Origin of the sequence: Thermoanaerobacter siderophilus SR4 (assembly GCF_000262445.1) — a bacterium.
GTDB lineage: Bacteria > Bacillota > Thermoanaerobacteria > Thermoanaerobacterales > Thermoanaerobacteraceae > Thermoanaerobacter > Thermoanaerobacter ethanolicus.
The window spans coordinates 843,058-856,681 of the sequence record NZ_CM001486.1; the positions used below are offsets into that span (position 1 = coordinate 843,058).

11 protein-coding genes, 1 tRNA gene and 1 pseudogene are annotated in these 13,624 nt (G+C 34.8%); 7 read left to right on the forward strand and 6 right to left on the reverse strand.

Going from position 1 to position 13,624, the window contains the following annotated elements:
• Positions 1 to 64: 64 nt before the first annotated feature.
• The 4 genes from spoIIE to THESIDRAFT1_RS04130 all read right to left on the reverse strand — a co-directional run bounded on the left by spoIIE (position 65) and on the right by THESIDRAFT1_RS04130 (position 4,389).
• Positions 65 to 2,410, reverse strand: a complete 2,346-nt coding sequence (gene spoIIE / locus THESIDRAFT1_RS04115; RefSeq protein WP_006569602.1) for a stage II sporulation protein E — start codon at positions 2,408 to 2,410, stop codon at positions 65 to 67.
• Positions 2,411 to 2,556: 146 nt separating this feature from the next.
• Positions 2,557 to 2,631: transfer RNA gene (locus tag THESIDRAFT1_RS04120), tRNA-Glu, on the reverse strand.
• Positions 2,632 to 2,699: 68 nt separating this feature from the next.
• Positions 2,700 to 3,227 (reverse strand): class I SAM-dependent methyltransferase, encoded by a 528-nt coding sequence (locus THESIDRAFT1_RS04125; protein ID WP_006569603.1) that lies wholly within the window; start codon positions 3,225 to 3,227, stop codon positions 2,700 to 2,702.
• A 220-nt stretch (positions 3,228 to 3,447) separates the two neighbouring features.
• Positions 3,448 to 4,389: a DMT family transporter gene (locus THESIDRAFT1_RS04130; RefSeq protein ID WP_004400981.1), complete on the reverse strand. Its 942-nt coding sequence runs from the start codon at positions 4,387 to 4,389 to the stop codon at positions 3,448 to 3,450.
• Between the two features lie 197 nt (positions 4,390 to 4,586).
• On the opposite strand from THESIDRAFT1_RS04130, the gene THESIDRAFT1_RS04135 reads away from it, so the two are divergent.
• The 5 genes from THESIDRAFT1_RS04135 (at position 4,587) to THESIDRAFT1_RS04150 (ending at position 8,037) form a co-directional block, all read left to right on the forward strand.
• The gene (locus THESIDRAFT1_RS04135; protein ID WP_003870725.1) at positions 4,587 to 5,087 is read left to right on the forward strand and encodes an RNA polymerase sigma factor SigX; all 501 of its coding nucleotides are present in this window, start codon (positions 4,587 to 4,589) and stop codon (positions 5,085 to 5,087) included.
• Positions 5,088 to 5,089: 2 nt separating this feature from the next.
• A complete protein-coding gene (locus THESIDRAFT1_RS04140) occupies positions 5,090 to 5,893 on the forward strand; it encodes a DUF2275 domain-containing protein (RefSeq protein ID WP_244262745.1) in 804 nt (267 codons plus the stop codon).
• 143 nt (positions 5,894 to 6,036) lie between these two features.
• Positions 6,037 to 6,273 (forward strand): hypothetical protein, encoded by a 237-nt coding sequence (locus THESIDRAFT1_RS13820; RefSeq protein WP_244262746.1) that lies wholly within the window; start codon positions 6,037 to 6,039, stop codon positions 6,271 to 6,273.
• A gap of 4 nt (positions 6,274 to 6,277) precedes the next feature.
• Positions 6,278 to 7,180, forward strand: a complete 903-nt coding sequence (locus tag THESIDRAFT1_RS04145) for an ABC transporter ATP-binding protein (protein ID WP_006569605.1) — start codon at positions 6,278 to 6,280, stop codon at positions 7,178 to 7,180.
• Positions 7,177 to 8,037 (forward strand): ABC transporter permease, encoded by an 861-nt coding sequence (locus THESIDRAFT1_RS04150; protein ID WP_006569606.1) that lies wholly within the window; start codon positions 7,177 to 7,179, stop codon positions 8,035 to 8,037. Before THESIDRAFT1_RS04145 ends, THESIDRAFT1_RS04150 begins: the two co-directional genes overlap by 4 nt.
• 6 nt (positions 8,038 to 8,043) lie before the next feature.
• Here the strand turns inward: THESIDRAFT1_RS04150 and THESIDRAFT1_RS04155 are convergent, their stop codons facing one another.
• Positions 8,044 to 8,451: a DUF1284 domain-containing protein gene (locus tag THESIDRAFT1_RS04155; RefSeq protein ID WP_004400988.1), complete on the reverse strand. Its 408-nt coding sequence runs from the start codon at positions 8,449 to 8,451 to the stop codon at positions 8,044 to 8,046.
• Positions 8,452 to 8,607: 156 nt separating this feature from the next.
• On the opposite strand from THESIDRAFT1_RS04155, the gene THESIDRAFT1_RS12900 reads away from it, so the two are divergent.
• Positions 8,608 to 8,769 (forward strand): CDIF630_02480 family spore surface protein, encoded by a 162-nt coding sequence (locus THESIDRAFT1_RS12900; RefSeq protein WP_003870730.1) that lies wholly within the window; start codon positions 8,608 to 8,610, stop codon positions 8,767 to 8,769.
• 26 nt (positions 8,770 to 8,795) lie between these two features.
• Here THESIDRAFT1_RS12900 and nifJ read toward each other — a convergent pair.
• Positions 8,796 to 12,307: pseudogene (nifJ, locus tag THESIDRAFT1_RS04160) on the reverse strand (pyruvate:ferredoxin (flavodoxin) oxidoreductase).
• A gap of 261 nt (positions 12,308 to 12,568) precedes the next feature.
• Here nifJ and tdh point away from each other — a divergent pair.
• Complete coding sequence (gene tdh / locus THESIDRAFT1_RS04165; protein ID WP_006569608.1) at positions 12,569 to 13,612, forward strand: L-threonine 3-dehydrogenase; 1,044 nt, start codon at positions 12,569 to 12,571, stop codon at positions 13,610 to 13,612.
• Positions 13,613 to 13,624: the final 12 nt, after the last annotated feature.

The window sequence follows — 13,624 nt, forward strand, 5'->3', positions numbered from 1 at the left end:
TTCCTTTAATCGCCTCGATATATTGTCTCCACATTGTGGAAGGGTTATTCCAATTTATTAACTTTTATATTTTCTTCCATACCTTTGAAACCAAAATTGTCATATCGTCCTTTGGAGTATTATTACACAATTCCAAACATTTTTTCATTAACGCATCTGCCATATCCTGAGGATTCCTCGTGTTGATTTCACTAATTAACCTTGAAAATTCTACTTCTTTATCCTTCTCAAAACACTCCAACACTCCATCAGTGACTAAAATCACAAAATCTCCATCTTTTAATTTTCTTTCATGTATATCTGCCTCTATATCTTCCAAAATGCCAATGGGCAAAGAACTGGATTCTATAATCTCAACCTCATTCCCTCTTTTTATAAAGGTAGCACAAGAGCCAATTTTTATAAATTCTGCTTCTCCAGTGAACTTGTCCAGAAACATTATATCCACAGTAGAAAACATTTCTTCTGCAGACCGCAAAGCCAAAATAGAGTTTAATGTTTGAATAACTAAATGTTTATCAAAGCCTGCCTCTATAAATTTCTCCAGCAAAGAAATGGTAGTAGTGCTCTCTGCAGCCGCTTTATATCCAATCCCCATTCCATCGCTTAAAGCTGCCATATATTTTCCATCTTCTAAGTCCATAAAAGAATAAGTATCTCCAGAAATCTTGGCTTTTGACTTGCTAACTCTGCTTATACCCGTTAAGACTTGCAAGCTCTCTGCTTTTGTAAGAGTAAGTACACATCTTCCATTGTGGTCTATAGAGCATAACCTACTTTTTCTCTCATATCTTTCCCCCATAATTTCAGATACAATAGGGACAATCTTTTTGTCACATTCCTTAGCAAAACATGCCTTTTTATATATTTTTACGTTAAAATTTTCGTCTCCTGTGTCATAAATTAGCACATCCTCCACAGGTATGCCCTTTTTGTCCAATTCCACCATCATTATTTGTTCTAATTCATCTTTAAAAGTGATATTCATGCTAATATCACTAGCCATATTAGATATTGCATCGGCAACTCCTTTTAACTGAGTAGCAATAAGTCCTTTAGCATCTTTTAGCCTTTCTCTCCACTGCATGCTTATTTTGTAAATGCCTAAGTAATATTTAGTTGTACTCATAAGTTCAGAAAATCTTATACATTTTCTATACAGTTTATTGTCCTCAATACTACTATTTTTTTCAAGATGTTCTATCAACTCAAACATGCTTTTATAAGTATTGTAAAACTCCTTGTCCCAACAAGTTTTATACATGACACATTGAGTACAGGTCTTATTGGCAATTTCCTCAAACAAATAAGAAATATCTTTGTGGTCTAATACTTTTTCATTTACTTGTTTAAAACTTTTAGAGAGCTCTTCAAATACTTGAGAATACTCTTTAAGTTTGCCTGTCACTACTTCTTTTAATTTTTCATTGTAATTTCTGTTGTTTAAATTTTTATTACCCTTTACTATTTCCTCCGCCTTTACTATGTACTTCTTAGGAAGTGCTACAAACATTAAAGAAGCTAACACAATATCATAAGGATTTACAAGCATATCCACAGTTGAAGTTACATAAAATGTAATAATAAAAATGGCAGTTAAAAAGCCTATAATAACTCCAATTCTATGCAATTTTTTCAAACTACCGGCCAACAAGCCTGCAAATCCAAAAAGCCCTATGGAGACTGGCATTTGGAAAAAAGATAAGCTTCCAAGAAGCCCCATAGTTGTGCCGATACTTGCTCCTACTCCAGCCCCACCTATATAAGAGGCTAAAAGTATTATAAATATCCCTAATATCCCATTGAGAGTAAATTTCCACACATTCAAATGATTCATTCCTAGAATAAATAGCCCTATAAATATACTCAAAGATATCAACTCTTCATTGGAAACAATTTTTCTGTTTATATTCAAAATAAATGAAACAGCGTGGTTAAAAATAAAAACCATTAACATTGCAGTGACAGACTCATATAGGCTCATCATAATGTCAAAAAGCAAAAAGCCATAAATATAGCTGAATATAAGATCTGCGCTAAAAAGAGAAATAAAAGTAATGAAAGAGGTTTTAATAATATTTTGAGGTTTAATTTTTAGAAGCCCTTCTAATGAAAAGATCAAAACAAGCGCTAAAAGGTATTTAAAACTATTGACATTTGGTAAAGTTAATATTCCCAACCATACTCCTATTCCTGTTAAAAGATATCGCTTTTTATACATTAAAAGGGTTGCAAAAAAAGCAATGCCGAAAGGCAAAAGACTATTGAAAATAACAGCTCGCCCTATAAAAAAGCTTATAACTGACAATAATATAATCTGTTGAATGTTTTTAGAAAGATTTTTTTGAGTATTTTCTGTCAAGGGAGTTTTTATAACTCTTTTATAAGGTAAAATATTTATATTTTGCATAAAAAAACCACCACCTCTTGTTTTTTTCTAAATTATAGCATCATGGTGATGGTTTTATTTGTTAATTTTTGCTATATATGTAATTTTTCTTTCGACATAAAAAATAATGTCGCACCTTTGTGCGACATTTTATTTCTTAACTTAAATGGTGACCCCGACGGGATTCGAACCCGTGTTGCCGCCGTGAAAGGGCGGTGTCTTAACCTCTTGACCACGGGGCCACAAAAGACATTACTTATTTTATCATATTTTCATGTCTTGTCAACGATAAATTTTTCCTTAATAATTGTCATTTTTTGGATATAAAAATATCTGTCCTCTCCCCTTGTTTTATTTCTCCTATTAAAGCATATTCGACTTCTAAATACTTTGCAATATCTTCAATGCTTATATTTGCTTCATGATAGCTTCCTCTTTCTTTGTGTCTTTCAGCAACAACTTTCCTCCCATATTCGTTTAATTCGGATATAAGAATACTACCGCCTTTTTTACAGACCCTCACCATCTCATCCAGTACCTTTTTATAATCCCTCATGTGATGCATGGCATTGTATGTAGCCACAACCTCAAAGGTTTCATCTAAAAATGGAAGATTGTGAGCATCTCCCTGAAGTAGCAAAATATTTTCCAAAGTTACACTTTCTTTCAAAAGGTCTTCTGCTCTTTTTAAAGCATCTTTACTCTCATCAATAGACACGACTTGATATCCGTATTCAGCCAAAGCGGCTGCCATTCGTCCCCGTCCTGTACCAATATCAAGAGCTTTTCCACTTCCTCTGCCTAACATTTCCACAGCTTCTTTTACATCTCTCTCCATAGTTTCACCTCAAAAACTTTTTATATTTATTATCTCTCTTTTTGTACTTTAATAAAACGCAAAAACATGCTATACTAATTAAAGTACTAATAAAATCACTCCTCTATAATAAATGCGGTATTTTTATACCGCATCCTTTTTGGACTAATATATGCCCCCGTATGGTATAGGGTTACGTTAAAAGTATATCACATTCTCTATGTAATGTAAATACAGAATTTCAGTGTGTTTCTTCTGAAGAAATAATCGGTTGAGACACTTTTCCAAAATAATTTGTCCCCCATACTCCTATCAATATCATAATAGCTCCTATTATATGATACCAATAAAAAGCTTCACGTCGTATGGTGATCCCCGCTATTACCGAAATTACTGTGGTCAAATTTGCAAAAACTGAAGCTTGAGATGCAGGCAATTTTGAAAGAGCGTAATTGTTTAAAAAATACGCTACAACAGAAGATAAAACACCTAGATATAGCACAGGAATAAGTACTCTGTAATCAGTTAAATCCCTGAAATAGTCAGAAATAGGATAGCCTTTTGCTAATCTATCAATTAAATTTAAAAAATTGAAAGAAATTGCGGCAAACCACATCATGACAAAGGTTATCTCAATAGGTGAAAATTCTAAAGAAGACTTTCTTGCTAAAATACTGTAAAAAGCTGCAGATAAGACTGCTCCTAAAAGATATACAAAACCTATAATTGACGTATTACGGCTTTCAACACCTGTCATAAAAATTATAAAAGCAACTCCTGTAACAGACAAAAGAATAAAGAAAAGCTGATACAAAGAAGGCCTTTCCTTTAAAAATACCGCCGCCAAAGCGGTAACAGCAACAGGAATTAAAGCTATCATCAAACCAGAAAGAGAAGAGGATGTATATTTTACACCATATGTTTCAAATATAAAATACACAACAGGCTCTGATAGAGACAATAAAAACAATGGCCACAGATTTTTCCCTCTATAATTAAGTTTAATAATTCCAAATACCCACAAAAGAGTAATCATAAATGCTGCAAGTAAAAAACGATAGGCTATAAGCTCCATAGGAGAAGCTACATCAAGCCCCATAGAGGTAAACATAAAAGAAAATCCAAAAATTGATGCCATTCCTATTCCTGCTAAATAAGGATAATAACTCTTTATCCTCTCCAAATTTAACACCCCCGCACCTTTTTAAAAACACCGATATAATTATATAGCACTTCCCACAAAAAATAAAATCCAGACGAAGGGGACGGTTCTTTTCATCTGAAAAATTCAGACAAGAGGAACCGTCCCCTTCGTCTGAAAAGTTTTTGTCACAAAATTGGTTTTAGATGTGTTATTATTAGTGAAAAGACATAGGGGAGGTGTTCAAAATAGAGGAAAGTTTCAAAGATATCTTTGAAAAATATTATCCAAAAGTTTTAAATCAAATTTCTTGGATGATAAAAGACGAATTCAAAGCGGAAGACATTACTCAAGAAGTTTTTATAAAGTATTTTAAAAATCCTCCCCGTCACAATGAAAATATAGGAGGTTGGTTATCCAAAGTGGCAATAAATCATGCCTTAAATTATATCCGCAGTGAAAAAAACACAAAAACAAGAGAACTGGAAGTTTTTAAAAACACGCAAGAGGAATTTTTTGAAGACCCTGAAGAAATAGCAATTAAAAGGTTTGAAAGAGCTAAAGTGAAAGAAGTCCTCCTAAAAATGAGTAAAAGAGATATGATGTGTCTAATACTTAAACATTCAGGATATAGTTACGAAGAAATAGCAATATCATTGGGAATTAAGAAAACCTCCGTCGGCACAACCATAGCAAGAGCACAAAAAAAGTTTAAAGAATTATATGAAAAGGAGGTGTAAGTATGTGCTACGATGAAGGAACTCTTCAAGCATATCTAGACAGTGAACTGGATGAAATCACTGCAAAAAATGTAGAAGAACATTTAAAAACTTGCGATGTATGTAGAGAAAAACTTGAACAACTAAAATCCATAAATGAATTCACTTCAAAAGCTTTAAAAGCAAGCAATATAGATTTAAATGAAGCTTGGGCTACTCTAAATGAAAAATTGAGCAAAAATAATAATAAAGGAGGAATGTTTGCCATGTTTACAAAGTACAAAAAGTCAATTGCCGCCTTAGTCGTAGTGGCATTTGTAGTTTCCTCAATGCTTTTCCCGCCCCTTAAAAATGCAGAGGCTAAAATTCTAAATTTATTGAGACTTAACAAAATGCAGATTATAACTATTACACCTGATGACATTACACAAATTCAAAATGAGTTCTATAATAGAAACATAAAGAACATTGACTTAAAAGAATATGGTGAAATATTAAGGTCTGGAAGTTATGAAGGATATGAAGTTTCAATAAATGAAATTGACAAACTAAAGTCCGATGTAGATTATAAATTTAAGCTGCCAACTGACGAAAATTTTGAAATTAACCATATATATGTATCAAAGGGTGATGGATTAGAGTTTAAACTTAATGTTGACAAAATAAATGAATTAATTAAAACATTTAGCGGCACACATCTTTTCCCTAAAGAGCTCAACAATAAACCTATTACAATAAATGTTGGCACATCTATAAATATTGATATAAAAGAAAAAAGGATAATAATGATACAGAAAATATCAAAAAAAGTATTTATCTTACCATAAATAAAACTCCTGAGATTGTAGTACCAGAAGGGGCAAATATAGATAAGGTAATTGATGCCTTGGCTAACCTCCCATTTTTGCCCGACAATTTAAAAAAACAAATTGCAAGTGTAACTGACTGGAAGGAGACATTACCTATACCAATGGATGAATCTAAAAATGTTAAAGAAATAAATATAAGAGGAAATACAGCTATTATTCTAACAAATAAATATTCTCCAAATATGGCATCTATAGCATGGAATGAAAACGGAGTAATGTATAGTCTATCAATCTATGGATCCTATGAACCATCTACAGACAAACAAACAATAAATGATGAATTAATAACACAGCAAAATATAAATACATTAATTCAAATTGCAAATTCAATGAGGTGATCAAATGGTTTTAGAGACACAAAATCTCACAAAGCAGTTTAATGGAAAAGGCGGATTTAAAGAAGTCACTCTCTCTGTAGAAAAAGGTCAGGTCTTTGGATTCTTAGGTCCAAATGGTGCAGGAAAAAGCACTTTTGTAAAGACCATGGTGGGGCTTTTACACCCCACCTCTGGTTTTGCATGGATTTTAGGGAAACCCATAGGCACTGTAGAGTCCAGAGAAAAAGTAGGATTTTTACCTGAAAATTTTAGATATCACGACTGGATGACAGGAAAAGAGCTTTTGAGCTTCCATGCTGAGCTTTATAAAATAAAAAATCCAGGCAAAAAAATTGATGAACTTTTAGAATTGGTAAAACTCAAAGGTCACGAAAATAAACTCATCAAAAATTACAGCAAAGGAATGCAGCAGAGAATTGGAATAGCAATAGCCCTTTTAAACGACCCTGAAATAGTGTTTTTAGATGAACCCACTTCAACTTTAGACCCTGTTGGAAGAATTGAAGTAAGAGAAATCATAAAACAATTAAAATCGCAAGGAAAAACTGTTTTTCTAAACAGCCATCTATTAAGTGAAGTGGAAATGGTATGTGATGAAGTGGCTATAATAAATCACGGCCGAATAATAGCCGAAGGAAAACTGGAAGAGCTATTAAAAGAACACACCCATGTAGAAATGATTGTATCAGACTATACTTCAGAGTTGATTGAAAAAATTTCTCGCTTATCAAAAGAATTTCAATTTAAAGAAGGTAAGATCTCTTTTAAAGTAGAAGACAGAGAAAAAATACCAGTTATAGCTAAAATGGTAATAGAAGCCGGTGCCAAGTTATATCAATTAAATACTCAAACTTCTTCATTGGAAGACTTATTCATAAACTTGATTGGAAAGGATGAGGTGTCGTGATAACTATAATAAAATATACCTTTAAAGAGATGCTAAAAAAACGGGCTTTTCTATTAGTCTCCCTTTTGTCCCTCCTCTACCTTTCCATATATACTTTTGGCTTAAGTAAAATATTTGAGCGTCCCAACGATTCTATATATGACATCATCTTTCAATCAGAAATTTTGTCTGCCGGTCTATTTTTCGCAAATTTCATAGTGGCTTTTCTTGTAGTTTTGACATCAGTAAATGCTATATCAGGAGAAATAGAAAATGGCACCATATACGCCGTTTTATCGAAACCTATAAAAAGATATGAACTGGTGTTGGGAAAATTTATAGGCTTAGGCGCTATGATTGTAATATACAGCTCCATCATGTTTTTGTCTGTAGTAGGTTTAAACATCTTTATGGGGTCTAAAATAACCTTTGAAGCAAGCAATATTTTAAGAGGACTTTTTTTCTTCGACTTAGGACCGATTGTATTTTTAGCCCTTATAATAGCTTCCAGCTCAATTTTTTCGACTGTAAACACAGGCATCATAGCTATTATGGCTTATGGAATTGCCCTCGTCGGAGGTGTTCTTGAACAAATTGGAACAGCAATGCAACAAAGTCAAGTCGGTGCCTTTGGCTTAAAAAGCGGAGAAAGTCTTATAAACGCAGGGATAATTACAAGTCTCATCCTTCCTACAGATGTCATATATAGAAAAATGACTGCAGAGCTTTTGACACAAAGTAGTGGGATAAGTTTTATGACACAAGGACTCTTTGGGGGCATGTCTCAACCCAGTATTTACATGTTCATATACATCTTTTTCTACGTGGTATTTCTCCTCTATTACGGTGCAAAGCGCTTTTCACAAAGAGACTTATAAAGGCGGTCACACACCGCCTTTTAACTTTTTAAACCCTTCCAAACAATACCCAAGACTAAACCATTGACAGTTACTGCATATCTTTTCCATTTTTTCTTCAGTCATTTTCTCTTTAATTCTATTTGTGACTTCCCTATAGCTCAATATCTCCCCTGGCCTTATATCTAAAACTTCTAAAACTGCCCTATCTTTTCCTTTTACACTTCCTGGATACTCTTCCTCTGTACATTCTCCATTTACATTGTTTGGACACATGCTGCAAATGTTATCCACACTATCCACAGCTTTTATCAACATATCATGTTCATTATTCAATTTTCTAATAATTTCATCCATATTTTTAACAAATTTTTCATCATAACCAAGCCCTCTAAAACCTAATATACATAAAAAATGATGTCCTCTTATCTCCATTTCAATCTCTCCTCATCCCAGGATTACAACAATAATTATACTGCTAATTTGAACTGTAACCTAAGAAAGAAAAGAAATTTACATCCCTCAGTTTATCACAATAATAGTCATAATTTCTTCAATTATCGAAAATAATACATTTAAAGGAGTGATTGTATGACTAAAAAACCAAAAAAACCTCACAAAGTGCCAATAGAAAATCATAAGACTGCTTCCTGGGCAAATATACAAAATGTAAAAGAAGAATCAAATGTGCCTATCCCAAGTAAAAATGAAGTAATAAATGCAAAAGAATGGGTAGAAGAAAACAAAAAATAACGATTCCGGGCATACGCCCGGAATCGTTATTCTGCCAGCTTTCTATATCTTTCGTATCTCTCTTTTGCAGTATCTTCTGCCTTCTGATAAAGTTTTTCCGCAATGTGAGGAAATACGTTTTTAAGTGAGGAATATCGTATCTCCCCCTCAATAAATTCTCTGAAAGATTTTGTCGGCTCTTTAGAATCAAGTACAAATGGATTTTTGCCTTCTTTTTTAAGCTCTGGATTAAATCTATAAAGGTGCCAGTAACCAGACTCCACTGCTTTTTTCTCCTCCATTATACTTGTCCCCATGCCTGACTTTATGCCATGGTTTATACAAGGAGCGTATGCTATTATAAGTGAAGGCCCTTTGTATTTTTCTGCCTCCACAAAAGCCTTTATCGTCTGGTTCATATTTGCTCCTATCGCAATTTGTGCCACATACACGTATCCATAGCTCATAGCCATCAAACCTAAATCTTTCTTGCTTGTCCTCTTACCTGCTGCCGCAAATTTTGCAACTGCCCCTAATGGCGTAGATTTTGAGGATTGCCCTCCCGTATTGGAATACACCTCTGTGTCAAGCACTAGTACATTTACATCTTCTCCTGATGCTATAACATGGTCAAGCCCTCCAAAGCCAATGTCATACGCCCATCCATCTCCCCCTATTATCCACTGAGATTTTTTTACAAGAAAATCTTTTTTGTCAAGTATCTCTTTTATTATCTCATTCTCTGTATACCCGCCTCTATTTATAATATCCAAAATCTTTTTAGAAGCAATTTTAGATTTATCTCCATCCTCCATCCCATCAATCCACTCTTGGAATGCAGCTTTTAATTCATCGTCAATAGGGATATTTATAGCTTCTTTCATCAAATCTCTAAGCCTTTCCCTTATCTGCTTATTTGCTAAAAACATGCCGTAGCCAAATTCGGCATTGTCCTCAAAAAGTGAGTTAGCCCACGCAGGCCCTTTTCCCTCTTTATTAGTAGTATAAGGAATAGAGGGTGCACTTGCCCCATAAATAGATGAGCAGCCTGTGGCATTTGCTATCATCATCCTATCTCCAAAAAGCTGTGTCAAAAGCTTTATGTAAGGAGTCTCACCACAGCCGGGGCATGCGCCACTGAATTCAAACAGAGGCTTTGCAAATTGACTGCCTTTTAGAGTCGTCTTATCTACTAAATTATCTTTGACATCAAGAGTTACAGCATACTCCCAATTTCTCGCTTCTTTTTCTATTTGTTCTTCAGCGGGTTTCATTATAAGAGCTTTTGTAGGTGCTGGACAAACATCTGCACAATTGCCGCATCCTGTACAGTCTAAAGGACTTACCTGTATTCTATACCAAAGCCCTTCTAATCCTCTTCCTATTGCTTTTTTCAGTTTAAAAGTTGAAGGCGCTTTTTTCATTTCTTCCTCTGTTAATAAAAATGGCCGTATTACTGCATGGGGGCAAACATAAGAGCACTGGTTACACTGTATACAGTTGTCTATTTGCCATTCGGGTATCAATACTGCAATTCCTCTCTTTTCATAGGCAGTCGTGCCAGTAGGAAATGTGCCATCTTCCATGCCGACAAAAGCACTTACAGGAAGGAGGTCTCCTTCATTTCTCTCCATAGGTCTTTGTATATTTTTAACAAAATCAGGCTCTGGCTTTACAATTTTTTGCCCTTCTTTTGCGTTTTTCCACTCCTCAGGCACTTCTACTTTTACAAGAGCTTCTACGCTTCTGTCAACAGCCTTTAAGTTCATATCCACTATATCCTGACCCTTTTTGCCATAGGCCTTCTGTATAGAATCTTTTAAATACTCAACTGCTTCTTCAAAAGGTATTATATTTATAAGTTTAAAAAACACCGTCTGCATTATCATGTTTATTCTGCCACCCAAACCTGCTTCTTGGGCAATTGATATGGCATCTATTGTATAAAAATTGATATTGTTTTTAGCTATATATCTTTTCATTGAAGCAGGTAACTTCTCCTCCAGCTCCTCTTTACTCCAAGGACAATTTAATACAAAAGTCCCACCATGTTTAAGTCCTTTTAAAACATCATAATTGTAAATAAAAGACTTATTGTGACAGGCAATATAATCAGCATGATTTACCAAATAAGAAGATTTAATCGGCTTTTTACCAAACCTCAAATGTGAAATAGTGGTGCCTCCTGATTTTTTGCTGTCATACTGAAAATATGCCTGCACATACAAGTCTGTGTTGTCCCCAATTATTTTAATAGCCGATTTATTCGCCCCAACCGTTCCATCAGAGCCTAATCCCCAAAACTTGCAGCTTACAGTGCCTTCAGGAGTAGTCTCTACAAATTCACCTTCTTCTAATGATGTGTAAGTCACATCGTCTAAAATTCCTATGGTAAAACGGTCTTTGGGGGAGTCCTTTTTTAAATTGTCATAGACTGCAATAATCTGAGAAGGAGTTGTATCTTTTGAGCCCAGACCATATCTACCTCCTACTATGCCGGGCTTTTTATCTTTGTTATAAAATAATTTAGCCACATCAAGGTACAAAGGCTCTCCTATTGAACCCGGCTCTTTTGTCCTGTCTAATACGGCAATCTTTTTAACTGTATCAGGTAAAACCTCAAAAAAGTGTTTTTCAGAAAATGGCCTGTAGAGATGTACTTTAATTAAACCCACTTTTTCTCCTTTTTTGTTAAATAATCAATCGTCTCTTCTATCGTGTCACAAACAGAACCCATAGCTACAATTATATACTCTGCGTCCTTTGAACCGTAATAGTCAAAAAGGTGATATTCTCTTCCAGTCAGCTCTTTGTACCTCTTCATGTAATCTTCTACTATGTCAGGAACCTTTTCATAAAATTTATTAGCAGCTTCTCTTCCTTGAAAATAAATATCAGGATTTTGTGCAGTACCTCTTACAACAGGATGTTCAGGATTTAACGCTCTGTCCCTAAACTCTTTTGCTGCCCTTAAATCTAAAAGTTTCGCAATTTCCTCATATTCCACCACTTCTATTTTTTGCATCTCGTGAGAAGTCCTAAAGCCATCAAAAAAATGCAAAAATGGTACCCTAGATTTTATAGCAGAAAGATGGGCTATAAATGCCATATCCATGGCTTCCTGTACATTGGCAGAACAAAGAAGTGCAAAACCTGTTTGTCTTACTGCCATTACATCCTGATGGTCGCCAAATATAGAAAGTGCATGGGCAGAAATTGCGCGGGCACTTACATGAAACACCCCTGGCAAAAGCTCTCCTGCAATTTTATACATGTTTGGTATCATTAAAAGAAGCCCCTGTGATGCGGTATATGTGGTTGTCAAAGCGCCTGCAGTTAAAGAACCATGGACAGCACCTGCAGCACCTGCTTCTGACTGCATTTCAACAACCTTCACGGGTTGACCAAATATATTCTTCTTGCCATGGGCAGCCCATTCATCAACATTTTCAGCCATTGGAGAAGAAGGCGTAATAGGGTAAATTGCTGCAACCTCCGTAAAAGCATAAGAGGCATAAGCAGCTGCTGTATTTCCGTCCATTGTAGCCATTTTTCGCATAAAATAATCCTCCTTAACCCTTAACATGGTCTTTCTATCCAGATATATTATTTCATTAAAAAATAATAATCATACATTTAGGCATTGAAGACAATTTTAAATATTTGTCTTCAGAGTTTTAATGATAGAACAGGTTTCTTTTTGCCTTTATAAAAAAATATAGTCCATTAAAATTTTTTTGTAATGCAAGAAGGAATTTGTACAAATATATAGAATATATTATGTAGTAAGATGAGTGTACAAGTAAAGGAGATGTCCATTATGGAAGGATATATGATCGCTGTTGTTAAACAACATCCCAAAGAAGGTGCAGATATAATAAAAAAAGAAATACCAAAAATAGGACCTGATGAGGTACTAATAAAAGTCAAAGCCACATCTATTTGCGGCACAGACGTTCACATTTACGTTTGGAATGAATGGGCAAAAAGCCGGATAAAACCACCTAAGATAATGGGACATGAATTTGTAGGAGAAGTTGTAGAAATAGGAGAAAATGTAACATCTATAAAAGTTGGAGATTTAGTAAGTGCGGAGACTCACATAGTATGCGGAAAATGCAAAGCTTGCAGAACTGGAAATGCTCACATATGTGAAAATACGCTTATACTTGGTGTTGACACAGACGGTGCTTTTGCAGAATACTTTAAAGTCCCTGAAAGCAATGTATGGCTAAACGATAAAGACATACCTTTAGAACTTCTCTCCATACAAGAACCCCTTGGAAACGCCGTTCACACAGTATTTTCTGGAGAGATAGTAGGAAAAACTGTCGCTGTAGTAGGTTGCGGTCCTATAGGTATGATGGCAATACCACTTCTTAAAACAACTGGTGCTTCAGCTATATTTGCAATAGAACCTGTCGAATACAGAATGGAACTTGCTCATAAATTAGGTGCAACACGAGTTATAAACCCACTTGAAGAAGACGTTGTCAATATAATAAAAAGTGAAACAGAAGGCTACGGTGCAGATGTAGTATTGGACTTCTCTGGAAGTCCCACTGCAATACGACAAGGACTTAAATATATAGCAAAAGGCGGAAGGATGTCTATTTTGGGTCTTCCTGACAATGAAGTTCCTATAGACATAACAAATGACGTCGTTTTTAAAGGCATAACAATAAACGGCATCACAGGAAGGCGAATGTACGATACCTGGTACAAAGTAAAGGGTTTATTGCGCTCTGGCCTTAAAGAAGCATTAAAACCAATAATTACTCATACCTTCCCTCTTTCTGAATATGAAAAGGGCATGGAACTAATGATAAAAGGCCAATGTGGCAAAGTTGTATTATATCCATAAACAAAAGGAGGT

Excerpts from the sequence above, each read along its gene's own strand:
- tdh (WP_006569608.1), top strand. The coding sequence starts at position 12,569 with ATGGAAGGATATATGATCGCTGTTGTTAAACAACATCCCAAAGAAGGT.
- THESIDRAFT1_RS04145 (WP_006569605.1), top strand. The coding sequence starts at position 6,278 with ATGGTTTTAGAGACACAAAATCTCACAAAGCAGTTTAATGGAAAAGGC.
- THESIDRAFT1_RS13820 (WP_244262746.1), top strand. The coding sequence starts at position 6,037 with ATGGATGAATCTAAAAATGTTAAAGAAATAAATATAAGAGGAAATACA.
- THESIDRAFT1_RS04140 (WP_244262745.1), top strand. The coding sequence starts at position 5,090 with ATGTGCTACGATGAAGGAACTCTTCAAGCATATCTAGACAGTGAACTG.
- spoIIE (WP_006569602.1), bottom strand. The coding sequence starts at position 2,410 with ATGCAAAATATAAATATTTTACCTTATAAAAGAGTTATAAAAACTCCC.
- THESIDRAFT1_RS04155 (WP_004400988.1), bottom strand. The coding sequence starts at position 8,451 with ATGGAGATAAGAGGACATCATTTTTTATGTATATTAGGTTTTAGAGGG.
- THESIDRAFT1_RS12900 (WP_003870730.1), top strand. The coding sequence starts at position 8,608 with ATGACTAAAAAACCAAAAAAACCTCACAAAGTGCCAATAGAAAATCAT.
- THESIDRAFT1_RS04125 (WP_006569603.1), bottom strand. The coding sequence starts at position 3,227 with ATGGAGAGAGATGTAAAAGAAGCTGTGGAAATGTTAGGCAGAGGAAGT.